At 53.6% G+C, this 25,484-nt stretch carries 25 protein-coding genes; 1 reads left to right on the top strand and 24 read right to left on the bottom strand.

Features of this window, described 5'->3' with window-relative positions:
* Positions 1-15: 15 nt before the first annotated feature.
* The 22 genes from asnS to NSU18_RS31630 all read right to left on the bottom strand — a co-directional run bounded on the left by asnS (position 16) and on the right by NSU18_RS31630 (position 22,587).
* Entirely contained in the window at positions 16-1,311 is a 1,296-nt protein-coding gene (asnS, locus tag NSU18_RS31735) for an asparagine--tRNA ligase (protein ID WP_076156680.1), read from the bottom strand.
* A gap of 21 nt (positions 1,312-1,332) precedes the next feature.
* Positions 1,333-2,541 carry an acetate/propionate family kinase gene (locus NSU18_RS31730; protein ID WP_341150940.1) on the bottom strand — a complete coding sequence of 403 codons (1,209 nt, stop codon included), beginning with the start codon at positions 2,539-2,541 and terminating at the stop codon, positions 1,333-1,335.
* A complete protein-coding gene (locus NSU18_RS31725; RefSeq protein WP_173128977.1) occupies positions 2,538-3,410 on the bottom strand; it encodes a 3-hydroxyacyl-CoA dehydrogenase family protein in 873 nt (290 codons plus the stop codon). The genes NSU18_RS31730 and NSU18_RS31725 overlap by 4 nt, the downstream gene beginning before the upstream one ends.
* Before the next feature lie 132 nt (positions 3,411-3,542).
* The gene (locus NSU18_RS31720) at positions 3,543-5,045 is read right to left on the bottom strand and encodes an AAA family ATPase (RefSeq protein WP_341018399.1); all 1,503 of its coding nucleotides are present in this window, start codon (positions 5,043-5,045) and stop codon (positions 3,543-3,545) included.
* Complete coding sequence (locus NSU18_RS31715) at positions 5,038-5,580, bottom strand: hypothetical protein (RefSeq protein WP_341150939.1); 543 nt, start codon at positions 5,578-5,580, stop codon at positions 5,038-5,040. Before NSU18_RS31715 ends, NSU18_RS31720 begins: the two co-directional genes overlap by 8 nt.
* Before the next feature lie 268 nt (positions 5,581-5,848).
* Complete coding sequence (locus tag NSU18_RS31710; protein ID WP_445321837.1) at positions 5,849-6,619, bottom strand: aminoglycoside adenylyltransferase domain-containing protein; 771 nt, start codon at positions 6,617-6,619, stop codon at positions 5,849-5,851.
* A 237-nt stretch (positions 6,620-6,856) separates the two neighbouring features.
* The gene (locus NSU18_RS31705; protein ID WP_341018394.1) at positions 6,857-7,378 is read right to left on the bottom strand and encodes a cell wall elongation regulator TseB-like domain-containing protein; all 522 of its coding nucleotides are present in this window, start codon (positions 7,376-7,378) and stop codon (positions 6,857-6,859) included.
* Positions 7,379-7,407: 29 nt separating this feature from the next.
* Complete coding sequence (locus NSU18_RS31700) at positions 7,408-8,709, bottom strand: amidohydrolase (RefSeq protein ID WP_341150937.1); 1,302 nt, start codon at positions 8,707-8,709, stop codon at positions 7,408-7,410.
* On the bottom strand, positions 8,699-9,349 hold the full coding sequence (locus tag NSU18_RS31695; protein WP_341018391.1) for a redox-sensing transcriptional repressor Rex: 651 nt from the start codon (positions 9,347-9,349) through the stop codon (positions 8,699-8,701). The genes NSU18_RS31700 and NSU18_RS31695 overlap by 11 nt, the downstream gene beginning before the upstream one ends.
* 138 nt (positions 9,350-9,487) lie before the next feature.
* Positions 9,488-12,349 (bottom strand): ATP-dependent DNA helicase DinG, encoded by a 2,862-nt coding sequence (gene dinG / locus NSU18_RS31690; protein ID WP_341150936.1) that lies wholly within the window; start codon positions 12,347-12,349, stop codon positions 9,488-9,490.
* A 115-nt stretch (positions 12,350-12,464) separates the two neighbouring features.
* Positions 12,465-13,103: a tetratricopeptide repeat protein gene (locus NSU18_RS31685; protein WP_341018388.1), complete on the bottom strand. Its 639-nt coding sequence runs from the start codon at positions 13,101-13,103 to the stop codon at positions 12,465-12,467.
* 114 nt (positions 13,104-13,217) lie between these two features.
* Positions 13,218-13,601, bottom strand: a complete 384-nt coding sequence (gene panD, locus NSU18_RS31680) for an aspartate 1-decarboxylase (protein WP_036698065.1) — start codon at positions 13,599-13,601, stop codon at positions 13,218-13,220.
* The gene (gene panC, locus NSU18_RS31675; RefSeq protein ID WP_341018386.1) at positions 13,594-14,484 is read right to left on the bottom strand and encodes a pantoate--beta-alanine ligase; all 891 of its coding nucleotides are present in this window, start codon (positions 14,482-14,484) and stop codon (positions 13,594-13,596) included. Before panC ends, panD begins: the two co-directional genes overlap by 8 nt.
* A 1-nt stretch (position 14,485) precedes the next feature.
* A complete protein-coding gene (gene panB / locus NSU18_RS31670) occupies positions 14,486-15,352 on the bottom strand; it encodes a 3-methyl-2-oxobutanoate hydroxymethyltransferase (protein ID WP_341150935.1) in 867 nt (288 codons plus the stop codon).
* A 771-nt stretch (positions 15,353-16,123) separates the two neighbouring features.
* Complete coding sequence (locus NSU18_RS31665; RefSeq protein ID WP_341018382.1) at positions 16,124-16,924, bottom strand: biotin--[acetyl-CoA-carboxylase] ligase; 801 nt, start codon at positions 16,922-16,924, stop codon at positions 16,124-16,126.
* A complete protein-coding gene (locus NSU18_RS31660; protein ID WP_341018380.1) occupies positions 16,917-18,437 on the bottom strand; it encodes a CCA tRNA nucleotidyltransferase in 1,521 nt (506 codons plus the stop codon). The genes NSU18_RS31665 and NSU18_RS31660 overlap by 8 nt, the downstream gene beginning before the upstream one ends.
* A gap of 10 nt (positions 18,438-18,447) precedes the next feature.
* Positions 18,448-19,605 (bottom strand): N-acetyl-alpha-D-glucosaminyl L-malate synthase BshA, encoded by a 1,158-nt coding sequence (gene bshA / locus NSU18_RS31655; RefSeq protein WP_341018379.1) that lies wholly within the window; start codon positions 19,603-19,605, stop codon positions 18,448-18,450.
* Positions 19,606-19,696: 91 nt separating this feature from the next.
* A complete protein-coding gene (gene bshB1 / locus NSU18_RS31650) occupies positions 19,697-20,401 on the bottom strand; it encodes a bacillithiol biosynthesis deacetylase BshB1 (RefSeq protein WP_341150934.1) in 705 nt (234 codons plus the stop codon).
* A complete protein-coding gene (gene mgsA, locus NSU18_RS31645) occupies positions 20,398-20,823 on the bottom strand; it encodes a methylglyoxal synthase (protein ID WP_341018376.1) in 426 nt (141 codons plus the stop codon). The genes bshB1 and mgsA overlap by 4 nt, the downstream gene beginning before the upstream one ends.
* A 17-nt stretch (positions 20,824-20,840) precedes the next feature.
* Positions 20,841-21,644, bottom strand: coding sequence for a 4-hydroxy-tetrahydrodipicolinate reductase (gene dapB / locus NSU18_RS31640; RefSeq protein ID WP_341018375.1), 804 nt, complete (start codon positions 21,642-21,644; stop codon positions 20,841-20,843).
* Positions 21,645-21,676: 32 nt separating this feature from the next.
* Positions 21,677-22,198, bottom strand: coding sequence for a tetratricopeptide repeat protein (locus NSU18_RS31635; RefSeq protein ID WP_341018373.1), 522 nt, complete (start codon positions 22,196-22,198; stop codon positions 21,677-21,679).
* A gap of 59 nt (positions 22,199-22,257) precedes the next feature.
* Entirely contained in the window at positions 22,258-22,587 is a 330-nt protein-coding gene (locus NSU18_RS31630) for a nucleotide pyrophosphohydrolase (RefSeq protein WP_036698080.1), read from the bottom strand.
* Positions 22,588-22,754: 167 nt separating this feature from the next.
* Here NSU18_RS31630 and NSU18_RS31625 point away from each other — a divergent pair, with 167 nt between their 5' ends.
* Entirely contained in the window at positions 22,755-23,627 is an 873-nt protein-coding gene (locus NSU18_RS31625) for a YitT family protein (protein ID WP_341018372.1), read from the top strand.
* A 194-nt stretch (positions 23,628-23,821) separates the two neighbouring features.
* On the opposite strand, the gene NSU18_RS31620 is transcribed toward NSU18_RS31625, so the two are convergent.
* Positions 23,822-24,721, bottom strand: coding sequence for a sporulation protein YpjB (locus NSU18_RS31620; protein WP_341150933.1), 900 nt, complete (start codon positions 24,719-24,721; stop codon positions 23,822-23,824).
* Between the two features lie 55 nt (positions 24,722-24,776).
* Entirely contained in the window at positions 24,777-25,424 is a 648-nt protein-coding gene (locus NSU18_RS31615) for a DUF1405 domain-containing protein (protein WP_341018368.1), read from the bottom strand.
* Positions 25,425-25,484: the final 60 nt, after the last annotated feature.

Raw genomic sequence — 25,484 nt, 5'->3', positions numbered from 1 at the left:
CCCTTTCCCTATTCTTTAAGGGTAAAGACGGTACAGTGTACGAGGGAAGGCAATGGTCTCACGGACATGGTCCAGACCGCAGATCCAGGCTACGGTACGCTCCAGCCCCAGACCGAAGCCGGAGTGTGGAACTGTGCCATAGGTGCGCAGATCCATATACCATTTGTAGGTATCCATCGACAGGTTATGTTCCTTAAAGCGGGCTTCCAGCAGTGCCGGATCGTCAATACGCTGTGATCCGCCAATGATCTCCCCGTAGCCTTCAGGAGCGATCATATCCGCGCACAGCACCACTTCAGGACGATCAGGATGCGGCTTCATATAGAAAGCCTTAAAGGAAGCCGGGTAGTGGGTAATGAAGACCGGTCTGTCGCTCATCTCGGCAATCGCCGTTTCATGAGGAGCCCCGAAATCATCGCCCCAGGCAATTTCATAGCCTTTTTCGTTCAGGAACTTAATCGCATCGTCATAGCTGATACGCGGGAATGGTGCTTTGATGTTCTCAAGCTTCGAGACATCGCGCCCCACCGCTTCCAGCTCAGCACGGCAATTTGTAAGCACGGACTGCACGACGAAGCTGATGAAATCCTCCTGCACGCACAGGCTCTCTTCATGATCGGTGAAGGCCATTTCCGGCTCAATCATCCAGAACTCGATCAAGTGGCGGCGGGTCTTGGATTTCTCTGCACGGAAGGTAGGCCCAAACGAATAGACGCGTCCCAGAGCCATGGCTGCTGCTTCCATATACAGCTGTCCGCTTTGGGTAAGATAGGCGTCCTCTTCGAAGTACTTGGTGTGGAACAGGTTGGTCGTGCCTTCTGCAGACGTTGGTGTCAGAATCGGCGGGTCCACCTTCGTGAAGCCGCGCTCATTGAAGAACTGTTGAACCGCGCGGATAATCTCCGCACGAATAACCATTACCGCCCGCTGCTTGGAGGAACGCAGCCAGAGGTGACGGTGATCCATCAGGAAGTCGACGCCATGCTCCTTAGGTGTAATTGGATAATTCTCGGTAAGATGCAGAACTTCAATGCCCGTAACCGTCAGCTCGTAGCCCGACTGGCTGCGGGGCTCCTCACGGATGATTCCTGTCACATACAGAGAGCTCTCCTGGGTGAGGCTCTTGGCATCATCCCAGACCTGCTCAGGGACTTCTGATTTCACCACAACCCCCTGGATATAACCGGTACCGTCGCGAAGCTGCAGGAACTGAATTTTACCGCTGGAGCGTTTGTTGTTGACCCAACATCCGATGACAACAGTCTCTCCGACATGCTCATTCACGTTCTTGATTACACTCTTGTTAGCCATGCCTGTAATCTCTCCTCTAATTTAGCCGTTAATTCCTTGCACAATACGATAGGTATCGCGTGCAATCACCAGCTCTTCGTTCGTTGGAACCACAAGTACCTGTACCTTGGAGCTTGCAGTAGAGATACGGCGCGGATCGCCCGAACGAACCTTGTTGGCTTCCTCGTCCAGCTCAATACCCAGGTAGGACAGGTTGCGCAGGACCTTCTCGCGAAGCAATGATGCATTCTCCCCTACACCGGCAGTGAAGACGATAATGTCTGCACCGTTAAGTGCTGCGGTGTAAGCCCCGATGTATTTGCGGAGACGGTATTCGTACATTTCGAAGGCCAGCGAAGCATTCGGCTCGCCCTTCTCGTATCCTTCGATAATTTCCCGCATGTCGCTGCTGATCCCGGAGATCGCCAGCATACCGCTGTGCTTATTAAGCATAGAGTTGACTTCACCATGAGTCAATTCTTCCTTGTTCATCACGTATGGAACAATAGCAGGGTCAATGTCACCGCTGCGTGTACCCATCATCAGACCTTCGAGTGGAGTCATCCCCATGGAAGTGTCTACGGAGATACCGCCGTCTACAGCCGTCAGGCTGGCACCGTTACCGATGTGGCAGGTAATGATCTTCAGCTCTTCCAGCGGACGTCCGACAAACTCAGCCGCAGCCTTGCTTACATAATCATGGGAAGTCCCGTGGAAGCCGTAGCGGCGGATCTTGTATTTGCTGTACAGTACTCTAGGAATAGCGTACAAATAAGCTTTCTCAGGCATAGTCGAATGGAACGCTGTGTCGAAAATAACGGTCTGCGGCACACCCGGCATATTGCTCTCGGCAGCCAGAATACCAAGCAGCGCAGCAGGGTTATGCAGCGGAGCCAGGTCGAACAGACGGCGGATCTCGGTCTTGGCTTCCGTAGTAACAAGCGCGGATTCCTTGAAGCTCTCTCCTCCGTGTACTACGCGGTGGCCTACAGCATTAATCTCGTTAATGGATGTAATGACGCCGTGTTCCTTGTCTGTCAGATTCGCCAGAACCTTACGGATTGCTGTAGTGTGCTCCAGAATTTCGCTAACCTCTGTCACTTCCTGTTTGCCGGTTGGTTTGTGGGTCAGAATGGAGGAATCCATGCCGATACGCTCAACCAGACCTTTGGCAAGTACGGATTCATCCGTCATGTCATAGAGCTGATATTTCAAAGAAGAACTGCCTGCGTTAATTACTAATACTTTCATACCCGGTCACCATCCTTGTCATACTTGAAGAAGCCTTCGCCCGATTTCGTACCCAGTTGTCCTGCACGTACCATCTTCTTGAGAATTGTCGAAGGACGGTACTTGAGCTCGCCGTATTCACGGAACATGTTCTCAAGTGCGGCAAGAACGGAATCCAGACCGAAGCGGTCTGCCATTTCAAGCGGCCCGTTCTGGAACTGGTAACCGATACGCATAGCATCATCAATATCTTCAGGAGAGGCAACCCCTTCCTGGAGCACATGCATAGCCTCGTTTATGAACAGGCAAATGAGGCGTGAAGATACAAATCCGGGGGATTCGTAGATCATAACGCCTTTTTTCTCAACAATCTCATCGACAAAGGCTTTGGTATCTTCAAATGTGCTGTCCGAGGTTTTAAGACCGCGCACGATTTCAACCAGATCCACCTTACCTACAGGGTGTATGAAGTGCATGCCGATAACGCGTTCCGGATACATTGTAGAGCTTGCAAGCTCAGTCAAGCTAAGCGTTGACGTATTGCTGGCAAGAATAATGTGGCTCGGACACACCTGATCGAGCTGATTGAATACCTTTTGCTTCGCTTCCAGATCTTCAACGATAGTCTCAATGACCATATCGCAGGAGCTCAGTTCAGCGAAGTGTGTAACCTTCTGGATGCGGGCCAGGATCAGCTTTTTCTCCGCCTGGGTAATCGCCCATTTCTCCAGCTGCTTGTCGAGACTGGTCTCGATCATTTCGTAGGAGTAGTTCAATCTTTCTGCCGTCTTCTCCACCAGCATGACATCCAGGCCTTTGGCTGCCAGCATTTCGGCAATCCCTTGTCCCATTGTGCCTCCGCCGATGACACCGATCTTCTTAAAATTCATGTAAAAGTCTCCATCCTTTCAGGTATCTATACTTCTGTATTGTACCTTGTCTGTCGAAAAAAATAAGTAGCCCGACATATAATGATATCTTAGCATGTCTGAAAAGTAAAAAAAAATAACCGGCATAAAGAATTATGCCGGTAAAAGGACACTGTCACGAAATTGACAACGAAATTGCTCTCCGGAGAGAACTTCTTCCTTCATTAAAATGTCAAGGGAGTAATCAAATATATTTCTCTGCTTCTCCAGCAGGTCATTCGTGCGGATCATCAGCTCGTCCAGTATTTTACTGTTTTCCTTCATTAATTCTTCAGTGGTAACCATTTGTAGATTCGCAATCCCGAGCGAGGTGAGCCCTGACTTCATCATAGTCTCGACGATATTCAGCGCCTGATCGAAGTCTCCACGGGAACCGGTACTGCGTCCGCCGTAATACATCTCTTCGGCAGCCGCTCCGCCCAGGGCAATCATGATCTGGTTCTCCAGATAATCCTTCGTGTACAGATACTGCTCAGTCTGCGGATTATGCCGGACATAGCCCAGAGCCTGACCCCGCGGGGTCAGTGTTACCTGGCTTACGCTTCCGGGGCGCAGCAGCTCAGCCATAATAGCATGTCCAAGCTCATGGATCGCTACCCGCTTCTTCTCTTCATGGTTGGTCTCACGGTCCGTCTTCTCGCCCATCATGACCTTGTCAATCGCCATCGACAGATGACGCTGCTCCACCAGGGTCAGATTCTCGCGCATCATGTAGATCGCGGCTTCGTTCATCACGCTCTCCAGCTGTGCACCCGAGAAGCCGTAAGCTTCTTCGGCGATTTTATCCAGATTCACGGTGTCATGCAGCGGCTTGTTCTTGGCATGCAGGTCGAGAATCGACTTGCGGCCCTTCTTATCAGGCATATCGACCTGAATATGGCGGTCAAAACGGCCCGGACGCAGCAGAGCAGAATCAAGCATCTCCTTGCGGTTCGTTGCGGCTACCAGCAGGATACGCGGGGTATCATTGTTGTAAATCCCGTCCATCTCCGTCAGCAGCTGATTGAGCGTCTGATCATATTCACGCTGCTGTCCGCCTTCGCGCTTCCCGCCGATAACGTCAATTTCATCGATGAAAATAATGGCGCTTTGCTTATTCTCCTTGAGCGCCCGCGTGCGGGCATCCTTGAACAAATCGCGTACACGTCCCGCACCCACACCGACATACATCTCAACGAATTCACTGCCTGAGGCAGCTACGAATACGGAGTTCGTATAATGCGCCGCAGCCTTGGCCATCAGCGTCTTTCCTGTTCCCGGAGGCCCGGTAAGCAGAATTCCCTTGAGCGGACGAATCCCGAATTTGCTGATTTCCTCATGCCGGATCAGAAAATCCAGCGCTTCACGCAGCTCCTGCTTGGCATTGTCCTGTCCGCCGATCTCTTCAAAGGTCAGCTTGGAGGGGCCGTTCTTCTTACGCTTCTTATCTGCACCTGCATTGACGGCCAGACCGCCGCGGGCATGGGCAATGAACAGGAGCGCGGCAACCATTCCCAGCGCTATAATGACAGGGAAGATATTAATCCCCACAAAAGCCATAAAAATCAGCATGACCGGAACGAATCCGGCTACAACCTCTTTCCAGTACTTAGGCATTGTTCCACACTCCCATCTTGGCTGCTGCACGCGGCAGAATGATAAACTTGCTCTCTGTACCGTTGCTCAGGCTTACATAGACATTGTTGTCGTCAATCTCTGTGGCAGCTGTAACCCCGCTGAACTTGCTGTCCTGCTCCTTCAGACCATCCAGCTTCGCTGGTATCAATGTATATTTCCGGCTCTCCATCGCTTCTGCTACAGAGAACATCGCTTTATCCCAATACTCATCCAGCAGTTCACTCGGCTTCTGTTCCACATCCAGCTTAAGGGTCCTGCCATCAATAGCAGTACTGCCTTCTCTCGATACATACTGCACCAGCTCACGTAATTTCGTGCCCGGCTGCAAATCCAGTTTCAAAGTGACCTCATTGCGTTTAATAGTAATATGGGAATCCTTCACTCCCTCGTAGGATGATACCAGCTTCTGCAGCGGCTCCTGCACCGCGAATTGACGGTAAGAATACCAGCCACCAAACAATAATGCAGCAGACAGCAGAGACGTTAGCAGTACAGGCATAAGACGCAGTTTCAAGAAACGTCCTCCTCTCAATAATGACCGAGCATAACTCTATAATAAAGACCAGCCAGCGTGTCCAGCGCCCATCCGAGACTGACATGCTCTTAAGCATGTCTTAATACAAGTAGTAGTATATCACAGGTGTATATACGATTTTACATAAAGTTGTGAATATATTTAAAATTTTTGATACTAATTTCTGGATGTTTCATGCGGCATGAAAAAACGGCAGCTCAGATTCATAGCCTGAAATGCCGCTGCTACATTCATATTCCAGTGTCCCCTACATCCGGCTAACGCCAATTTCAGCCATCATATATTCCGCAAAATCAGTTAAAAGCTCCAGTTCATAGCCTTCGGCAACGGCCGCACCGCTATATTCCTTAAGACACCGTCTAAGCAGCCCGTGGAAGCGTTCCGGCAAGTGCTGAAGTCCCCACTCCCCGCCTTCCTTCTTGGAAGAGACATGACCTTCCTGCACATAGTAGAGTACCCTGCATAGATTCAGGGTGTAATAGAGTGGAGCATTCCCTATATTCTGCTGCGCATCATCGATATCCCGGATAATAGAATCCAGATAATACCTGCGGTCTACCGGCGCAAAGGCCTCGCGGATCGGCTCCCCGTACAAGATAAACCCGCGATGGTAAACTACTGCAAAATGCGCCGCCAGATCAGCATCCTCAAACCCGCCGCACAGATAATTCTCATCGGTTCTATACCGCTCTAAATGAGCTTCTGAAAAGTGAAATTCAAACGGCGTAGGATACACGAAATTGTGCAGGTATGTCTTCAGGACGATAGACAGTTCAACTCCGCGCTTATTCAGCAGACTGTCATGAAAGGCTACGATACGCCCGGCAAGTCTTTGACTGACCTCTGCTGGCAGCTTGTCCTCTACGACAATCAGCAGATCAATATCGCTTGAATCCGGGTGAAAACAACCCATCGCCAGGGAGCCGTGCAGATAAATCCCCGACAGATTCTCCCCCAGCTCTTCCTTAAACAAATCCACTGCCTGATCCAAATATGCTAAAACTTCCAATTCAATCATCCTCCTTGAGAGACATTTATGTATGTTGGCGATAGCATTCGAGGTATACAATAAGTATATCAATTCAAGTATATTCATCGATGTATCTCAAACCATATATCTCCATTTAGCCACAGTTCCGCGTCTGCCACCAGTCCAAGAACAGCTCCAGATTATTTTCAACATGATGGATACAAAAAAACGGAAGAACAGATCATCCGTTCCCCCGCAATGTATTTCTGCCGCTGAGTCCTTAGCTTAGCGGTTAGGCAGACTGTACCCCTCACCGATGGCGCTGCCATCCTTGAAGCGGTAAAAGTTGTAATAGAATCGCCCGTCTTTTTTGTAAAATAGCTGCCAGGCATATTCCCCGTTATATACACCGGGCAGCAGCCGTTCAATCTTAACGTCCGGCAGCTGTGCGGCTATGATTTCGCGCATCTTCTCTTCCGAGGTGCCTTTGCTCAGCTCTTCGGCATACAGGCCGTTGTCGCCTCCGGCAGGCTTGCCCTCCAAGGTGAAACGGACCCACACCATCAGCTCGGTCCCCGCTTCATTTTTACCGGTCAGCACCCAGTAGATCTCATTGTCATTCCAGACGGATTTCTGGGCCTTGGTTACCTCTGTCAGTCCGGCTCGCGCCCGGGCCAGCTCCTTGGCTTCACTCCGCTCGTTCCACTGGTCCTTCATAATGTAGGCATAGAACTGGCTTAGTCCGAACAGAAGGAGCAGCACCACGGTAATCCCCAGCCAGATCCATTTTCTCCTCTTCTTCTTCACCACACTGTTTCCTTTCCCGTTCCCCTGAATTACCGTTTAAGCAGGCTCTCGAACGTCTCCTGTGCTTTGCGGCGGATAGCTTCTTCATCCAGTGTCAGGCATTGTCCATGCTTCACTACCTGCTGGCCGTTCACCCATACATGCTCTACATCCTTGGCGCTTGCCGAATAGACGGCATGGGAGAGCAGATCGGTATGCGGCAGCAGATGAGGCTGATCAATATCCAGCGCGATGAAGTCGGCCTTCATCCCTGCTGCAAGCCGGCCTACCCCGCTCAGGAAAACAGACTGCGCCCCGTACTCCGTAGCCATCAGCAGCGCCTCAGGAGCCGGTACGGCTGTAGGATCACCGCTTACGCCTTTATGGATCAGAGCCGCCAGCCTCATCTCTTCAAACATATCCAGGTTATTGTTACTAGCAGCGCCGTCTGTACCCAGGGAGACCTTAACCCCGGCTCTCAGCAGCTCAGGAACACGTGCAACCCCGCTGGCCAGCTTCAGGTTACTGCCGGGATTATGCGACACACCAACATTATAGCGGGCCAGAATCCCGATCTCCTCATCGTTCAGATGAACCCCGTGGGCAATGAGCGAAGGACGGGTGAACATTCCCAGCTTCTCCAGATGCGCGACTGGACGAAGACCGTAGTCGGCCACGTTCTGCTCCACTTCATGGCGCGTCTCGGACATATGGGTATGCATCGGCAGATCCAGATCGTGCGCAGCCTCCACGAACTTCATGAAAAACTCTGGAGGACAGGTGTACGGGGCGTGCGGCGAGAGCATGGTAGTGATTCTGCCGTCAGCCTTGCCGTGCCAGTTACGGGCAAAAGCAACCGCTTCAGCGAGCTTCGCCTGCTGCACCTCTTCCGGACACAGCCCAATCACGCCGCGCATTAGCACCGCTCGAATACCGGATTGCTCTGTTACTTCCGCAACACGGTCCATATGATCATACATATCGAGGAAGGTGGTTGTGCCGCCCTTCAGCATTTCCAGCACGGACAAAGAGGTTCCCCAATATACATCATCACCAGTGAATTTCTCTTCCATCGGCCACATCTTCTCCTGCAGCCAAGTCTGAAGCACCATATCATCGCCGTATCCGCGCAGCAGCGACATGGCCGTATGTCCATGGGTATTGACCAGTCCCGGCATGAACAGCAGACGGCTGCCGTCTACGACCTGGGCGCCAGCCTCCACTACCGGCTCAGCTTCACCTATGTAAGTAATCAGATCATTCTCCAGGGTCATATACCCGCTCAGAACCGGCTTATCGCTGCCCGGAACCAGAAAGTGCCCGTTCTTGATTATCGTGATCTTACTGCTCATCTTCAGCCTCATCCTTTCCATCATGCAAATAATAGGCCAGGCTCTGCAGATCTGTGGTGAAATCTGCGGCATGAATCCGGATATTGGCAGGCGTCTTGAGAATAACCGGTGCGAAGTTCAGAATCGCCTCGATGCCGGAGTCCACAAGAATATCAGCTACATTCTGGGCTTCGCTGTCAGGTACGGTAATAATCCCGATCCGGATGCCCTGGGAGCGGATGGTATCGCTCAGCTCCTCCATCGGCTGCACAACCAGCGAGTTGATCTGCTGGCCCACCTTCGGCGGGTAGGCATCGAAGATCGCAGTAATCTTCATCGTATCCTTCAAGTAAGCGTTATAGTTAGACAAGGCATGACCGAGATTACCGGCTCCAACCAGTGCAACATTAATTTGCTGATCAAGCTTGAGAATATGGCGGATCTTCTCAATCAGATAGGATACATCGTAGCCGATGCCCTTTCGGCCGAAATCACCGAAATAAGCGAGGTCCTTACGGATCTGGGCGGGATTCAGATCAAGCTTCTGGCCCAGCTCCTGAGAAGAGACTGTGGAAATTTCACGTTTTTGGAGATCGTTCAGGAAACGCAGGTACACTGGGAGCCTGCGCACGACGGCCTCCGATATTTTATCCGATTTCATGTATTCTCCTCCTTAAAAGTTGTGTTAGACCCTTACAATTATAGCAACCGTGCCCCCCGCCTGCCGGAGCGGCAGGACAGGGCGGGAACGGATCTTCAGGTTTATCATGACTTATTAATAATAGCAATAGCAGATGAATTAGGAAACCCCGCCGTCCTCCAGCCATTCGGTAATTCTCGGGACCATCTGCTCGGTGAGCATATGCTCCATCTTGGGACCGGGGAGTGAATACAGGAAGTACTTTCCGTAATGCGATTCAATGACTCTGGTATCGTACACAATTACGATGCCCCGGTCCTGCGCCGTGCGGACCAGCCGCCCGAAGCCCTGCTTGAAGCGGATGACAGCCTGCGGCACGGACAGCTTCATGAACGGGTTCTTCTTCTGTGCCTGAAGCAGCTCCGACTTCGCTTCTGCCAGCGGGTGATTCGGCGGCTGGAACGGCAGTCTGACAATCGCCAGACAGGTCAATGCTTCTCCGGGGATATCCACCCCTTCCCAGAAACTGCTGGTACCCAGCAGGACCGAGGCCGGGCTGTCCTGGAAGCGGCGGATCAGCTTGCTCCGGCTGCCGCCTTCCACACCTTGTCCGAGCACCGCGATATCCTGGGAGGCAAGCGCCTCCTTCAGCGGATCATAGACCTGCCGAAGCATCTTATAGGAGGTGAACAACACCAGCATCCGCCCCCGCGTGGTTACAGCAGTCTCGGCAAGAGAGTGAACGAGGGTGTCCACAAAGCGGGCATCCCCTATGCTTCCCTTGACGCTCGGGAAGTCGCGGGGAATAACCAGCAGAGCCTGCTCCCTGTATTTGAACGGTGACGGAAGCAGCGCTGTCATCAGACGACCCTGCTCCGCAGCTTCACCAAGACCCAGGTTATCGATCATAAACTGGAAGGACTTATCCACGGATAAGGTGGCCGAGGTCAGGATGATACTCTTCTTCTTGTCGAAGAACAGCTCCCTGAGCTGGGTACTGACATCAACGGGAACAGCATACATTTGCAGAGACTTCCCCTTATAATTACCGCTTCCCTCCAGCCAATACACGATATTCTCATCGTTCAGACTCATGAAAAAGCGGATCTGCTCTCTAATGGATGCCAGATCCTTGAATAACCCGCCGATATCAGTCACAAGACTGTCCGAGGAGGATTGGCTGTCCGTGTCACGCATCTCACTGAGCATTTTGTCACCCTTGCGGATAATGTCGCTTAGACTGAGGTTCAGTGTATTCTCAAGGGCGGCCAGCTCCTCCCAATCCTTCGGCTTCTTGCCCGGCTGCAGGCGCGCCACCAGCTGGCCTGCTTCACCGGCTCCGGCATCGCTGCGCTCGGGCAGCAGGCTGAAGAGCCGGTCGCTGAGCGCATCCCAGGATTCCTTCACCGTCAGAAGATCGGGGTAGATCCGGTCGATCACACCGCTCCATTCGGAGGCCTGCTCACTGCCTGAAGACTGCAGACTCTGACGGAGGGCAGGCAGCTGCCCGCTCCGGCTATCCTTGTAGAGACGGGTGAGGGTATGGGCGAATGTGAAATATTTCATCTGCATACCAAGATGCTTGCCAGCAATATCCTCCAAATGATGGGCTTCATCAATAACAAGGTGGTCATAAGCCGGAAGAAGCTGATGCCCGGCTTTGACATCTGCGAACAGCTTGGAGTGATTGGTGACCACTACATCGGAGATCCCGGCTTCATGCTTAGCGCGGTGGTAATAGCATTTGCGGAACCAGGGACAGGCGCGTCCCAGGCAGGAGTCGGTATCACTGGCTACAGTCTCCCAGAAATCGCCGCCCCGTCCGCTTAAGTTAAGCTCCTCATCATCGCCGGTTGTCGTCTGGGTTAGCCATACGAGCATTTGTGCAGCGGTAAGAGCCTCTTCTCTTGGACTTGTAAAGTCCTTTTTGTTCATTCTATGCTCGAACTTGCGAAGACACAAATAGTGCCCTCTTCCCTTAAAGATGGAGGCCTTGAACGGGAACGGCACAACGCTGGTCAAGAGCGGAATATCCCGCTCACGCAGCTGGTCCTGAAGGTTAATGGTATGAGTGCTGACCATCACCTTCTGATCACTTTTCACACTATGGTAGATGGCCGGAAGCAAATAACCCAGCGATTTACCGGTGCCGGTTCCCGCTTCAATCAGCAGATGCTTGTCCTGCTCAAGCGCTGTAATGACCTCATGGATCATCAGCTCCTGGGCTTCACGGCTCTCATACTGGGGAAGAACAGCCTTCAGCCGCAGGGTTACCTCTTCCATATACTCTTCAAAGGTAATATTATCCAGCGGATTGACGCTTCCTTCCTCCCGGGGCGTAGCCAGCTCCGCCCAGTCCCCCACAGCCAGCGCAAGCTGGCGGTAGAAGCTCAGCTCTCCTTCCGGCTGAAAGGTCTCCATCTCCCGCTCCCGCAGCAGACCGTCGAAATACCAGGCCAAATCACTGTCTTCGTCTGCGAACAGCTCATTCAGCCGCTGAATGGTCAGCAGCGGCAGACTGTGCAGCTCTTCCAGACATTTGAGCAGCACAATAGCCGTGGCAAGCGCATCACTGTCCGCCTGATGAGGACGGTCATGCGTAATGCCGAAGTGGCTGCTTACTGCGCCTAGCTGATAGGTGCTCAGCGAGGGAAAGCATATTTTGAGAAAATCGATGGTATCCAGAATCCGCCCCTGAAACGGCAGGTAGCCGCAGCGGTCCAGCGCATTCTGCAAAAAATGAAAATCAAACGCTACATTGTGTCCGACAAGGACCACATCATCCAGCAGCGGCACCAGCTCCATCATCATCTCATCAAGCTCCGGCGCATCCTGTACATCGCTGTCTGTAATTCCGGTCAGGCCCGTAATAAAAGGAGGAATTGGCGCTCCGGGCTTGACGTAGGAACCATACACCCGGGAGATCGTCCCGTCTTCTTCTATAATGGCAAGGCCAACCTGGATGATCTCTCCCACAGATTGGGTTCCCGTAGTTTCAAAATCAAGCACGGCAAATTTCATTATAAGTTCTATTCCCTTTCACTTGAGACTCTTTATCAGCATAACAGAAGTTACGAAAAAAGGCGATGCACACCCCGGGAAACGGGGCGCATCGCCTAAAGAAACCGAGGATAAGTTATAATAGCGAAACCAGCTGATGGCCAAACTCCAGCTTCCCGCCCCGCCTGCGGCATACCTCCAGATTCACATTCGGCTCCGGCAGATCCGGGTCATGCAGCAGAGACAGGCTGAACAGCTCACTGGCTTCATTGAAGCGTTCCTGGGAAGCCCGGATACAGCCCAGCGCATTATAGATCATTGCCTTCAGCTTCACTTCACGGATCAGGCCCAGCATGTGGTTCAGATGTCCCCAGGCGGTGTCGCCTTCTCCCTCCTGCAGATAAGCCATAGCCAAATACAGGCGGGCAGCGAGGCTGTCCGGATACTTAGCCGTAACCTCCCTGAACTGTTCAATGCACTTGCGGTACATCAGCAGCTTGTAATAGCCCTGGCCCCTGACAAAAGCATCCATCGCAAGCTCGGGCGCTTCCTCCTCCGGCAATTCCTCCGGCGGAGTCTGGAAATCGGCCTGTTCCCGGAACTCGCTCAGCTTCTCGGCGAAGAGCAGCCACTCATCCATTACAGTATCACTGATTCGGTGGAGCATATTATACTTGGATAAAAGATCGCTTCGGCGGGCACCCTCCGCAGTAGGATAGTCGGTTTTGATCTCCTGGAGCATCTTGTTCATCTCAGCAAATAAATGTTGAAACACCGGACATCCCACCCTTACTGATAATGAAGTCAGCTTAAGCTTGCCTAAGTTCATTATCAGCAAGTACGGGGGTCTTCATCCCTGCCATTGATTACATGGCTCAAAGCGCGGACTTCAGGCAATTGTGGCGTGAATCTCATGATCCGCCAGCTTCACCGGCTTGTTGCCTTCATCTACGAACACCACCGTCGGCTTATGCGCTGCCAGCTCTTCAGAGGACACCACAGCGTAGGAAATAATAATTACGGTATCTCCGGGCTGTACCAGACGCGCCGCCGCCCCATTCAGACAAATGACGCCGCTGCCGCGCGGACCCGGAATGACATAAGTCTCCAGGCGGGAGCCGTTATTGTTGTCCACGATCTGCACCTTTTCATTCTCCAGCAGGTCTGCAGCTTCCATCAGATCCTCATCAATGGTAATGCTGCCCACATAATTGAGATTGGCTTCAGTGACTGTTGCCCGGTGGATCTTGGATTTCATCATATGTCTAAACAAAAGCGTGTGCCTCCTTAGGAATAAATACATTATTATCAATCAGACGGGTTCTGCCGAACTTCACGGCCAGAGCCATTATAACCTCTCCGCCCGCATCCGTCAGCCTGCTGCCGCCTTCCAGCTCTTCCAGATCAGGGAAGGTTAGAATTTCTGCATAATCAATCACTGCGAGCGGCGATGCAGAAATGACCGAGACCAGCAGTGCCCGAGCTTCATTTACCGTACGAATGCTGCCCTCTTCCATAGCTTGGCGCACCTCGCGCAGGGAACGAGACAATACCAGCGCCTGTCTGCGCTCCTCGCTGCTCAGATAGACATTGCGGGAGCTAAGCGCCAGCCCGTCTTCCTCGCGCACAATAGGACAGGCGATAATGTCCACATTCATGTTAAGGTCTGACACCATCCGGCGGAGAACAGCTACCTGCTGGGCATCCTTCAGTCCGAAGAAGGCATAATCCGGCTGCACAATATGGAACAGCTTGCTGACCACTGTAGTTACTCCGTCAAAATGTCCTGGACGCGAAGCGCCGCAGAGCTGCGACGTAAGCGAGGAGACCGTTACGCCTGTACGAATCGGCTGCGGATACATCTCTTCTACACTGGGGATGAACACCAAATCCGCACCTTCACGTTCAGCCAGCTCCAGATCCCGCTGTTCATCCCGCGGATAGGAAGCAAAATCCTCATTCGGTCCAAACTGCAGCGGATTGACGAAAATACTCATCACCACCGTGCCGCTCTTCTCCCCTGCCTTACGCAGCAGGCTGGCATGTCCTTCGTGCAGATATCCCATGGTGGGCACAAAACCAACAGGGCCATGGCCCCCTTCACGCATATATTCAAGCGCTTCGCGCAGTTCAGCAATCGTTCGGATCACTCTCATTTTATTTCGCTCCTTTGCCGGCATTGCCGTATAAAGATTCCAGAACAGTCTCGTCCGCGCTAAACACATGCTCCTCGGCAGGGAACGAGCGGTTCTTCACTTCCTGAACATAGCTGGTGATGCCTTCGCGGATCAGGGAGCCTACATCGGCGTAGGTTTTGACGAATTTTTTCTCCCGGTAAGGAGAGGCATACCGCAGGAGATCATGGAATACCAGAACCTGTCCGTCACAGTAACGCCCGGCACCAATGCCTATGGTCGGTATGCTGACCGTCCGGGAGATCGCCTCAGCCACCTCTTCCGTGACCAGCTCCAGCACAATGCCGAAGGCCCCGGCAGCTTCCAGCGCCTTCGCTTCGTCCATCAGCCGCTGTGCATCCCTGGCATCCTTCCCCTGAATCCGGTAGCCGCCGATCATATTGACCGACTGCGGGGTCAGACCAATATGGCCGAGCACCGGAACACCGGCAGCGACAACAGCGGACACTGCGGAGCAGATTTCGAGGCCGCCTTCCATTTTGACCGCATGGGCCTGGCCTTCCTGCATCAGCCTGCGCACACCGCGCAAGGTCTCATCCACGCTTCCGTGGTAGGTCATAAACGGCATATCAGCCACTATAAAAGTATTAGGAGCCCCGCGTTTCACCGACCGGGTATGGTAGACCATATCGTCTATGGTAACCGGCAGCGTGGTATCATAACCAAGCACGACATTTCCCAGGGAATCACCGACCAGAATCAGATCAACGCCGGCTTCTTCCGCCAGCAGGGCTGAAGGGTAGTCATAAGCGGTCAGCATGCTCAGGGGCACACCGTCCGTTTTCATTTTTTTCATCTTGATAATATTCAGTGCGTGTTTGTCTGCCATGTCGCTCTCATTCCCCTTTTCCATAAAATACGCGAGTTTCGCGCAAACAAAAAAACCTTTTAGCATGGTCCGCTAAAAAGGTCCGAAGGGCAAAAAAGAGTCACTCGCGATCGTCCCTTCTGTCTCGGTCCTTACGGCTCAGAGCAGAATCCAACGTAACCGTTACATCCAGTTATGAAGGTACATCCGGTACAACAAAAAAACAATTGCGTGAGTACAGCTCGCCATGCGATGCCGCCTCATGAGCACAGTATACCAAAAAAACACAAAAATAAACACCTTAAAATATGACATGGCCGCCCTCGTGGTCGTGAGGAGCGGCCTTGTTGGCATTCTAACAAGGTAAAGTACAAAGCTGCATTCGTAGCTAAAAACTGAGATAAGTGTATTATGTACAATTAACAACAGTGAAACGGAAGACTTTCCTCTCAGGGGTTCGTGTAACGAAACCCTATCATCCCCAAAAATCTAACGGACCGAAGAGACCTTATTCCCGCGATAACGCCCCTTTTTGCAGCGTAACGGACTCAGGAGATCTTATCATCTTTCTGAAAGACGTTTTGGGGCTGAATTGCAGGGGATAAGGTCCTTGCGGTCCGTTAATCGCCCAAGTGACGATTTTCTTTATGCATAAGAGCACCTCAGTCCGTTGTGCTAAGCCAAACGCCCTTTAAGAACACCCCCCGCTTGGAAAAGATGTAAATTGAAGGGGAATTGTGTCTGCTCCACTAACTTTAATCTGATGAGATACTAGTTAAATCTGATGCTCTTCTAAATCATTTCAATTTCGCCGGACAGTACGCTCACTACCTCACCGGATTCGTTACGCAGCAGCAGCCCGCCGTTGCCGTTCAGACCTACAGCAGTAGCCTCGGTGCGGCCTTGGGGAGTATTCACGCATACCTGACGCCCCAGTGTTACCGACATCGACTCCCACAGCTCCTTCACGGGCTGAAAGCCGTGTTCCAGATAGACAAGATACAAATATTCGAGTTCCTCCAGCACGGCTTCCGCAAGCCTCGTACGGTCAACAGGAATGCCGCCGCCTTCGATCAGCAGCGATGTACCAACCCCGAGCAGCTCCTCCGGGTAGTCTTCCTCGGTCAGATTGGCAGCGATGCCGATACCCGCGATGCAGTAATGCAGCCCGCCTTCCCGAAGCGAGGATTCAAGCAGGATTCCGCAGATTTTGCGGCCGCCGGCCAGCAGGTCATTCGGCCACTTGATGCCGGCAGGCACCCCGGTAACCTCACGGATTGCTGTGCAGACAGCCACTCCGGCCAGCAGCGTCAGCTGCGGAGTCAAGGCCAGCGGCAGATCGGGACGCAGCACCAGGCTCATCCAGATTCCTTTGCCATGTGGCGAGTGCCATTTGCGGCCCATCCGCCCGCGCCCGCCGGTCTGCTCTTCGGCCATGACCGTTGTTCCTTCCGGTGCGCCGCCTTCGGCAAGTATTTTGGCTTCCTCCTGAGTGGAACCGACTGTATCCAGCCGCTGAATTCCTTTGGCCCAGCCGGGAACGAACGTCTCCCGCTTCAAGACGCCGGAATGCTGCGTATGACCGCTATTCATCTCTATCCATCCTTTGGGCTGCTTGCAGCAGTGATTGGGTGTCATTGGCAAGGTCACCTGCCGCGACAGCCAGAAGAAGCTGGTTCAGCAATATGCCCAGCCAAGGGCCGGGACGCTTCTCCAACGCCCCTGTCACCTCATGGCCGCTCACCGCCAGCTCAGCGAGCGTACGGACCGGCATCTCTGCGGTCCAGGACCGCAGGAGGCTGGTGGTGACGGTTGGGATGGTACTTACGTCCGCAGCTGTGGCGGGGACATCTGTCGCTGTGGCGGATACGCCGTCTATGCCAGGGATGTCTGACGACGTGGCAGATACGCCATCGTCTGTGAAAGGGACGTCTGACGACGTGGCGGATACGCCGTCTGTGCCAGGGACGGCTGACAACGTGGCGGATACGCCACCGTCTGTGTAAGGGACGTCTGACGACAGGTCTGCTGCACCTGCGTCAACAGCGCGCGCGGCGTCAGCCCCCGCCGCCGCCTCAAGCAGCGTCAGCCACCCTTCGGCGGCTGACTGGCCATAGCCCAGCACGGCGGCGATCCACCGCCGCCGCAGCCGCTCCCCGGCGCCGGTAGCCTCCGGCCGGGCCGAGGACAACGCCGCGTCCCAGGCTTCGCGGACGCGGAGCACGGCGACGACGCCGGTGCGCGTCGCCCCCGGGAACCTCCATGCCCGCAGGAGCTCATCGGCGGAGGCCGATGTCGATCCCAGGGCATGCAGCAGGAGCGCCCAGCGCAGGCGGGCGCTCTCCAGGTTCCCGAGACCGGCGAGGCGGGCGGCGGCGGCGGCCAGGTCCCGGCCGGTCCAAGGGAACGGCGCTTTGCCGCGCGGCAGCAGGCCGCTGCGCAGCAGGAGCCCGAGCCCGCGCTGCGGGTGCGGGCCTTCCAGGATGCGCTCCACCTCGGCGCGCACCCGCTCCACAGCAATATGCGCCAGCTTGTCTCGCTGGCGCAGCAGACCGCGCCAGGTATTCTTCGCAATCGCGAAATCCAGCACGGAAGCAAAACGTACGCAGCGCAGCATCCGCAGCGCATCCTCCTCGAAGCGTTCCTCCGCTTCACCTACACAGCGGATCACGCGGAGCTTGAGATCACGCTCCCCGCCGAAAGGGTCAATCCGCCCGCCGTCAAGGCCACAGCAGATGGCATTGATCGTGAAATCACGGCGGCGGAGGTCCTCCCGTACATCCCTTACGAATACGACATGCTCCGGACGCCGGTGATCGGCATAGCCGCTCTCCGTCCGGTAGGTCGTAACTTCTAAGCTGTAGCCCTCCTGTAGCACAGTGATCGTGCCATGCGCCAGGCCGGTAGGGACACAGCGCGGAAACAGGGCCATCACCTCCTCCGGCAGTGCGGAGGTAGTGATGTCTATATCATGCACCGGACGGCCCAGCAGCTCATCGCGCAGGCAGCCGCCGACGAAATAAGCCTCATGACCGCCTGCCAGCAGGCCGGCAACAACAATTCCGGCGGCTTCTGCCATGCCGGGTGGTGCCATTCTCCATTCCATAACGGACTCCTTACCCCCGGATCGGGTCTAATCCGGATACCTTGCGCCCGAGCACACGGTAATAGATATCTTCGTATTGATTGGTAATCATATCTCTGCTGAAATCATGGCAGGACCGCTCCAGGCAGGCGCGCCGGAAGCTCTCAGCCATCGCCGTATCCGAGAGCAGCCTGACGGCATACTCTGCCATCGCTTCTGTATCCCCGACTGGCGCGAGGAATCCGGTCTTGCCATGCTGAATCAGCTCCGGAATGCCCCCGGCCTGCGATCCGATGGTCGGAACGCCGCAGGCCATCGCTTCCAGAGCGACCAGCCCGAAGCTCTCCTTCTCCGAGGGCAGCAGCAACAGGTCCGCCAGGGAGATCACCTGGGCAATCTCGTCCTGCTTACCCAGGAAGCGGACATGATCGTCGAGACCCATCTCGCTGATCTTGGCTTGAATCTTAGGCAGGTCAGGGCCTTCGCCGACCAGCAGCAGCTTGGAAGGCACCTGCCGGTTCACCTTGGCGAACACATCCACCACATCACTTACCCGCTTGACCGGGCGGAAATTGCTGATATGCATGAGAATCTTCTCATCCGGGGCTGCAAAGTCGCCACGCAAATCCGTGACATCCCGGGGATAATAGACACGTTTGTCCACGAAATTATATGTCAGATCAATTTCACGCGTAATATCAAGCGCCTTGCGGGTCTCCTTGATCAGATCACGGGAGACTGCGGTCACCGCATCGCTCTCGTTAATGCCCAGCCGGATCAGATCCTTCAGGGATTCATCCTGGCCCAGTACCGTAATATCCGTGCCGTGCAGCGTGGTAACCACCTTAATATCATTGCCCAAGATCTGCTTGGCCAGAAAAGCACATACCGCATGCGGAACCGCATAATGCACATGGAACAGGTCCAGATTCTGCATTTTGGCTACCTGTGCCATCTTGGTTGCCAGCGCCAGATCGTATGGCGGATAGCGGAATACATAATAATCGTTAACCTCTACCTCGTGGTAGAAAATATTCTTCTGAAACGTTCCCAGCCGAAACGGGATGCTGTGGGTTATAAAATGAACCTCATGGCCTTTTTCAGCCAATAGCTTGCCCAGTTCAGTGGCCACCACACCCGAGCCGCCAAGAGAAGGATAACAAGTGATGCCTATCTTTAGCCGCTCCATAGCTCCGCCCCTTCATTTAACTTAGCTCTATTACTTCAAGTAACGTTATGAATTAATTATAGTTGTTTTCCGGGCTTTGTCGAGTTGCGCCTTATCCGCGTGCAGCACTGAACAGATCCACAGTATACGGTACCTTACCAGCGAACCCTTCGGCATAAGGAATGAGCCTCCGCTGGCCGAGCAGCATATCTCTGGAACGGACGCGGTCAATATATCCTTCTGTCAGAGGAGTCGCTACGGCATCCTCTCCCGGAGTGATCCCGAACTGTGAACGGTAGCAGGACAATGCCTGCTCCTTCAGCGGATACTGCGCAGTCACATCGACAATCAGGTCCGTCCGTCCAAGATCATTAATGAAATAGAAATATAATTGTGGCTCCGCAATCGCAGGCTTGTCCGGCATATATTTGCGCAGCTTGGCATTAAATACCGCTTCCTCCACCAGCTTACTGCAGGCAATATGATCGGGATGGCGGTCTTCCCAGTAAGGGGCAAATACCATCGACGGGGCATAGCGGCGGATTTCTGCAGTTACAGCGGCCAGATGCCCCTCTGTCAGAGAGAGGCCCCGGTCAGGCAGCCCCAAATTACTCCGTACCGACGCGCCCAGCACTGCGGCAGCCTGCTCAGCCTCCTTTTCCCGAAGCTCCACTGTTCCGTTCGAGGACATCTCCGCCCGGGTCAAATCGCACATTCCCACCTTGAATCCGGCGGCAGTGTGCTTGGCAATCGTTCCTGCCATGCCGATCTCGGCATCATCCGCATGCGCGCCGAATACCAGAATGTCAAGCTTCATGACTCGTCCACACCCGGCTTGTATTTATGTACCAGCTCACGCCAGCCGAAATCTCCCCGGTCAATAGCCTTCACCAGGATTTCTGCTGTAGCAATATTCGTGGCAACCGGAATCCCGTACACATCACACAGACGCAGCAGTGCCGTAATATCCGGTTCATGCGGCTGGGCCATCAGCGGATCACGCAAGAAAATGATCAAATCCAGCTCATCTGTAGCGACCATAGAGCCGATCTGCTGATCGCCGCCAAGCGGCCCGGACATGTAACGGTGAATGGAGAGCTTGGTCACTTCCATGATGCGCTGGCCCGTCGTTCCGGTGGAGAATAACTGGTGCCCTTCGAAGACATGCTCATAAGCGGTTACGAAATTAACCATTTCATCTTTTTTACGGTCATGTGCGATAAAAGCAATTTTCAACATTCTGTTTCTCTCCCCGTCTATTCTATAAAATGCTCAAAACCGTAAATCAAGCCGGTATAGCCCATCACCTTTTGAATTCCGAGCTTGACTCCCGGCATATATCCCGCACGCTCATAGGAGTCATGACGGATCTTCAGCGACTGTCCGAACCCGCCGAAGACAACCTCCTCCTGGGCAAACACACCCGGAAGCCGCACACTGTGAATACGGAAGCCGTTATAATACCCGCCGCGCGAGCCTTCAATAATCTCTTCTTCCTCGGGATGTCCCTGGCGGAGCTCCTGCCGCGCCTCAGAGATCATCTCTGCCGTCTTAATCGCTGTTCCTGAAGGAGCATCCAGCTTTTGGTCTCCGTGATATTCGATAATTTCGAGATGAGGGAAATACTTTGCGGCCTGGGCAGCGAATTTCATCAGCAGAATCGCACCGATGGAGAAGTTAGGTGCAATCAGTCCGCCGATTCCCTGCTCTTGGCATTGCTTGTCCAGCCCGGCGATCTGCTCCGGCGTGAAGCCGGTGGTACCGATAACCGGACGGACGCCGTACTTGACCGCCAGTGCAGTATTGCTATATGCCGACTGTGGAATCGTAAAATCTACCATTACATCGGCCGCTGTATCAGCAAGCGCAGTCTCCAGATCCGAAGTCACAAGTATACTGCATTCCTCAAGGCCAACCAGCCGGCCGGCATCTTTGCCATGTGCAGAGCGGTCCACCGCTGCCGCCAGCTCAAGTTCATCATCCTGCAATACCAGCTTCACAACCTCTTTGCCCATTCTGCCTCCAGCTCCGGAGACAATAACTCTGATCTTGTCACTCAAATGAATTCTCCCCGCTTTCCCTGGCTCTGTTATTATTGTATATAGTGTTGCAGCGATTTCTGCAGATCCTTCATCAGCAGACGCAGTCCGCTGTCATCCGGGTGCAGCGACATGACTTCTTTGAGTACTGCAATCGCCTGCAGATGTTCATTCATCCGGCTGTGCGCAATCGCCAGCCATACATAAGCATCCCCGTAGAGAGGATCAAGCGATACAGCTTCCTTCAGCAGCGTAATCGGATGGTACGGATTTAGCGCTTCCGCTGCTTCATCCTCCAGCAGCCGCTTCGCCTCCTGCACAAGCTGGAGGGCCTGCAGATGCTGAAGATGCAGCTGATACTCCGGTTTAGTCCCATCCAGCCGGCGTGCGGCTACAGCATGTTCAAGCGCTTTATCCAGCATTCCGCTGCGGGCATAGGTAATAGAGCAGCGGTATCTGACTTCCGCATCATCAGGACTAGCGGCAATGGCCGCCTCGAACAAGGTGATGGCCTCAGCAAAGTCACTGCGGAGTATCGAGCGGTAGGCCGCTTTTACATAATCATTATGATCCATATCCTCACCATCCTTACGGCTAAATCCCGTTCGTTTGGTACAGCATATGTAGCATAGGCCTAATCGGTGTTTTTGGGCGTCCAGCGCCCGGCATCACGCGTATTGAATTTGTGCATAACCTTATTGTGTGCCTCAGTTAAGTCTATACCGAGTGAATTGGCGAAACAAACGGTAATGAAGAGAATGTCACCCAGCTCCAGCTCAATCGAATTATCGGCTTCATCCGCTTTTTTCGGTTTTTCGCCGAATTGATGGTTCACTTCGCGGGCCAGCTCTCCAACTTCCTCGGACATCCGGGCCAGCATCGACAGCGGACTGAAGTAGCCTTCTTTAAACTGTGAGATATAGGCATCCACCTCACGCTGAATGTCACCAAGGCTTTTATCCATAAATTATTGTTCCACCCCCGTGTGTTCTTGCCTTCTGTTTGCCCCTATGTTATCGTAAAGACGTTTTGAAGACAAATCTTTTTTGCAATGCCGCCTGGAGCTTACGTGCTCTCCGGGGGGATCATTACATATAAATTGCCCATTTAGAGGCGTAGGCGAGGGATTATATGAGTTCAACCATTAAAATCAGCACAGTCAGTAAAACAGTGGCCCCCATCATGCTGGGCACAGCCATCTACGCATTCGGACTACTGTATTTCATCATTCCCAACCAGCTGATGGAGGGCGGAGTTACCGGGATTACCATCCTGCTGAATTACGCCTTTAACATCCCGATCTTCTTAACGACACTGCTGCTGAACCTCCCGCTTTTTCTGCTCGGCTGGAAGGTGCTCGGGGCGAATCAGATCGTGTATACGGGCCTTGGCATCGGCGCCCTGTCTTTTTTCCTCTGGTTATTTGAACGGATGATTAAAGCAGGCTGGATTGTGACGTTCAGTACAGAGCATGATTTTATTCTTGCTTCATTATATGCAGGGGTTACCCTGGGTCTGGGTCTGGGGATTGTCTTCCGCTTCGGAGGCACCACCGGGGGTGTAGATATTGTAGCACGGATACTGGGACGCAAGTTCGGCTGGAGTATGGGACAGATTATTCTGGCCGTGGATATCATCATTATCGGGGCTTCCCTGCTCTACATTCCCCGCGAAAAAATATTATATACGCTTGTGGCCGTCTTCATCGCCTCACGCGTAATTGATTTCATCCAGGAAGGAGCCTACGCGGCCAAAGCCTTCACCATCATCAGCGACGAGGCTCCGAGAATTGCCGAACTGATCACCGCTGAGCTGGAGCGCGGCGTGACCTTGATCCCGGCAATCGGCGCCTATTCCAAGCAGGCCAAGCATATGGTCTACTGTGTGGTCTCCAGGCAGGAGATCCGCCGGCTCAGCCTGCTGGTGAAGTCGGTAGACCCTAAAGCCTTCGTCATTATCAGTGACGTTCATGATGTTCACGGCGAAGGCTTCCGGGAGACGTAATCTATACACAAGTGGAAACGGCTTTGCCGTCCTTTTTTAGAGGGCGGCACCCGTTTCAGCGAGAAATAGAAGGATAATTTATCGTGTGCAACATATAAATTCTTATATTTCAAAAGAGGGCGGACCCCGCAAGCCAGCAATAGCTGCTAGCGGGGTCCGCCCTCTTTTGTATCCTCTGTTCCCTCGACCTTATGCTACACGGTCTTCAAATCCCGCTTCTGGCCACGATACTTACGATAAGCCGTATACGCCAGCACCGTAAAGATGAACGCGCCTGCCAGCAAAGCCCAGCCCCCGTATTGCTGCGGAGCCAGCGGCAGCGACAAGACCGGCTCGCTGCGCTCCTTGCCGAACATCACTCTTGCTGCATCCTGCCCGTAGGATACGATCTCCAGCAGGCGGGCCCGTTCCACGGGCTGCTCCGAGCCTGCCACCCCACCGGCATATGACAGCCAGGAATCAAAGGCGTTCACCGTCTCAGCAGGCCGGGAGATCATCACGGCAGGCCGGATATTCGCGTACCGGCTCTGAAGTCTTGCCAGCGCCGCTGTCCAGCCCTTCAGATCATTCGCGGCGGCACTTTGCTCCATATCGTTCAGATCCTCACGGACCAGCTTATAATACTGCAGCCACATGGGCTGGCGCGGGTGATTCAGGCTGTTAGCGGCAAGCCGCAGCTTCGCCGCAGCCGCTTCCCATCTCTCCGGGGACGGCTGGGCCGCAGCCAGTGCGGACTTCATATCCAGAATAACGGACGAGAGTGCATTGATCCCCTCCACTGAGGTCATCCCTTCGAAGGATGACGAGATGAAGATCTGCGAGATTTCCTCTGCTTCCTGGCGGGCCTTCAGCACATCGCCTTCAAGCACATACCCATACAGAGCTTCCGCAGCCTGCTCCAGCCGCTGTGCTCCACTCCTGGCTGTGAGCGCAGCGGGATCACTGGGTACACTTCCGGCTGCTTCTATGTAAGTTGTGCTTCCATGGCCTGCAGCAGCATCCCCCGCTTCAGCCTGAACGCGGTCTACGCTGATACCGGCGAGCAGCCAGCACAGCAGAATTCCAGACAGTATGATTACTTTTCTGCGCGGCATAAGACATCCCTCCCACCTTAATGTATGGCGGAAGGACAAGAGTTAGAACGGAGGCTCAGCGCTTCATGGCAGTTCTGTCCGGAAGTGCCGGACGCCTTGTCCGGCCGCAAAACAGCCAGGCAGCGGCTGTACTGAACAGCGTAAGCCCCATGGTGGAATACTGAACAGTGATAAGATCATCATCAAGCACCGAGGGCAGCCATGGATACACGCCTTGTGAATAATCCACTATATCATTAGCGAACGTCCACGCAAGCGCCACAGGCAGCATTCTCCGAAAGGTGAAGAACCGGGCATAGATCAAGGCTTCTACAGCCATTCCGGTATGGGAGATCATCAGCATCCAGTCCTTCCAGGTGATCGAATCCCCCTGATAACCGCCGGCCACTATGATACTGACCGCCCATATCCCGTATTTCACTGATGTTAATACAGCCAACGCTTCAATCAGCTCACGCGCCAGTGTTCCTGCAAGCCCTCTTGGCGGATAGAGCAACAGCAGTAGTGCAGCTGTGAAGAACAGACTGGCCGTAGGGCTGTCTGGAACGAACGGCAGTAGCCAGAGCGGTTCCGTCTGAGCTGTGAATGTGAGCTGATTGCCATACCACATATATCCGTAGACCGTCCCCAGCAGATTTACGATAAACAGCAGCCATATTATTCTTCGGTCCCTAAATAACTTCTCAAACCAATGACCCGGCATATGTACAGCTTCCCCCCGACTGTTGGAGCTTCATGACATGACAAAAACCTGAGCGCATAG

Source organism: Paenibacillus sp. FSL H8-0048 (genome assembly GCF_038002825.1).
GTDB lineage: Bacteria > Bacillota > Bacilli > Paenibacillales > Paenibacillaceae > Paenibacillus_AQ.
Note: the sequence above shows the minus strand (reverse complement) of the source record. Positions and strands in the feature narration are given on the sequence as shown.

Bases quoted from the DNA above. Each gene is read 5' to 3' on its own strand.
- NSU18_RS31660 (WP_341018380.1), bottom strand. From the start codon at position 18,437: ATGGAATGGAGAATGGCACCACCCGGCATGGCAGAAGCCGCCGGAATT.
- panB (WP_341150935.1), bottom strand. From the start codon at position 15,352: ATGGCAGACAAACACGCACTGAATATTATCAAGATGAAAAAAATGAAA.
- NSU18_RS31615 (WP_341018368.1), bottom strand. From the start codon at position 25,424: ATGCCGGGTCATTGGTTTGAGAAGTTATTTAGGGACCGAAGAATAATA.
- NSU18_RS31635 (WP_341018373.1), bottom strand. From the start codon at position 22,198: ATGGATCATAATGATTATGTAAAAGCGGCCTACCGCTCGATACTCCGC.
- bshA (WP_341018379.1), bottom strand. From the start codon at position 19,605: ATGGAGCGGCTAAAGATAGGCATCACTTGTTATCCTTCTCTTGGCGGC.
- NSU18_RS31630 (WP_036698080.1), bottom strand. From the start codon at position 22,587: ATGGATAAAAGCCTTGGTGACATTCAGCGTGAGGTGGATGCCTATATC.
- NSU18_RS31700 (WP_341150937.1), bottom strand. From the start codon at position 8,709: ATGAGCAGTAAGATCACGATAATCAAGAACGGGCACTTTCTGGTTCCG.
- NSU18_RS31620 (WP_341150933.1), bottom strand. From the start codon at position 24,721: ATGCCGCGCAGAAAAGTAATCATACTGTCTGGAATTCTGCTGTGCTGG.
- NSU18_RS31625 (WP_341018372.1), top strand. From the start codon at position 22,755: ATGAGTTCAACCATTAAAATCAGCACAGTCAGTAAAACAGTGGCCCCC.
- panC (WP_341018386.1), bottom strand. From the start codon at position 14,484: ATGAGAGTGATCCGAACGATTGCTGAACTGCGCGAAGCGCTTGAATAT.
- NSU18_RS31730 (WP_341150940.1), bottom strand. From the start codon at position 2,541: ATGAAAGTATTAGTAATTAACGCAGGCAGTTCTTCTTTGAAATATCAG.
- mgsA (WP_341018376.1), bottom strand. From the start codon at position 20,823: ATGTTGAAAATTGCTTTTATCGCACATGACCGTAAAAAAGATGAAATG.
- NSU18_RS31695 (WP_341018391.1), bottom strand. From the start codon at position 9,349: ATGAAATCGGATAAAATATCGGAGGCCGTCGTGCGCAGGCTCCCAGTG.
- asnS (WP_076156680.1), bottom strand. From the start codon at position 1,311: ATGGCTAACAAGAGTGTAATCAAGAACGTGAATGAGCATGTCGGAGAG.
- bshB1 (WP_341150934.1), bottom strand. From the start codon at position 20,401: ATGAAGCTTGACATTCTGGTATTCGGCGCGCATGCGGATGATGCCGAG.
- NSU18_RS31720 (WP_341018399.1), bottom strand. From the start codon at position 5,045: ATGCCTAAGTACTGGAAAGAGGTTGTAGCCGGATTCGTTCCGGTCATG.
- NSU18_RS31710 (WP_445321837.1), bottom strand. From the start codon at position 6,619: ATGATTGAATTGGAAGTTTTAGCATATTTGGATCAGGCAGTGGATTTG.
- dinG (WP_341150936.1), bottom strand. From the start codon at position 12,349: ATGAAATTTGCCGTGCTTGATTTTGAAACTACGGGAACCCAATCTGTG.
- NSU18_RS31725 (WP_173128977.1), bottom strand. From the start codon at position 3,410: ATGAATTTTAAGAAGATCGGTGTCATCGGCGGAGGCACAATGGGACAA.
- NSU18_RS31665 (WP_341018382.1), bottom strand. From the start codon at position 16,924: ATGAATAGCGGTCATACGCAGCATTCCGGCGTCTTGAAGCGGGAGACG.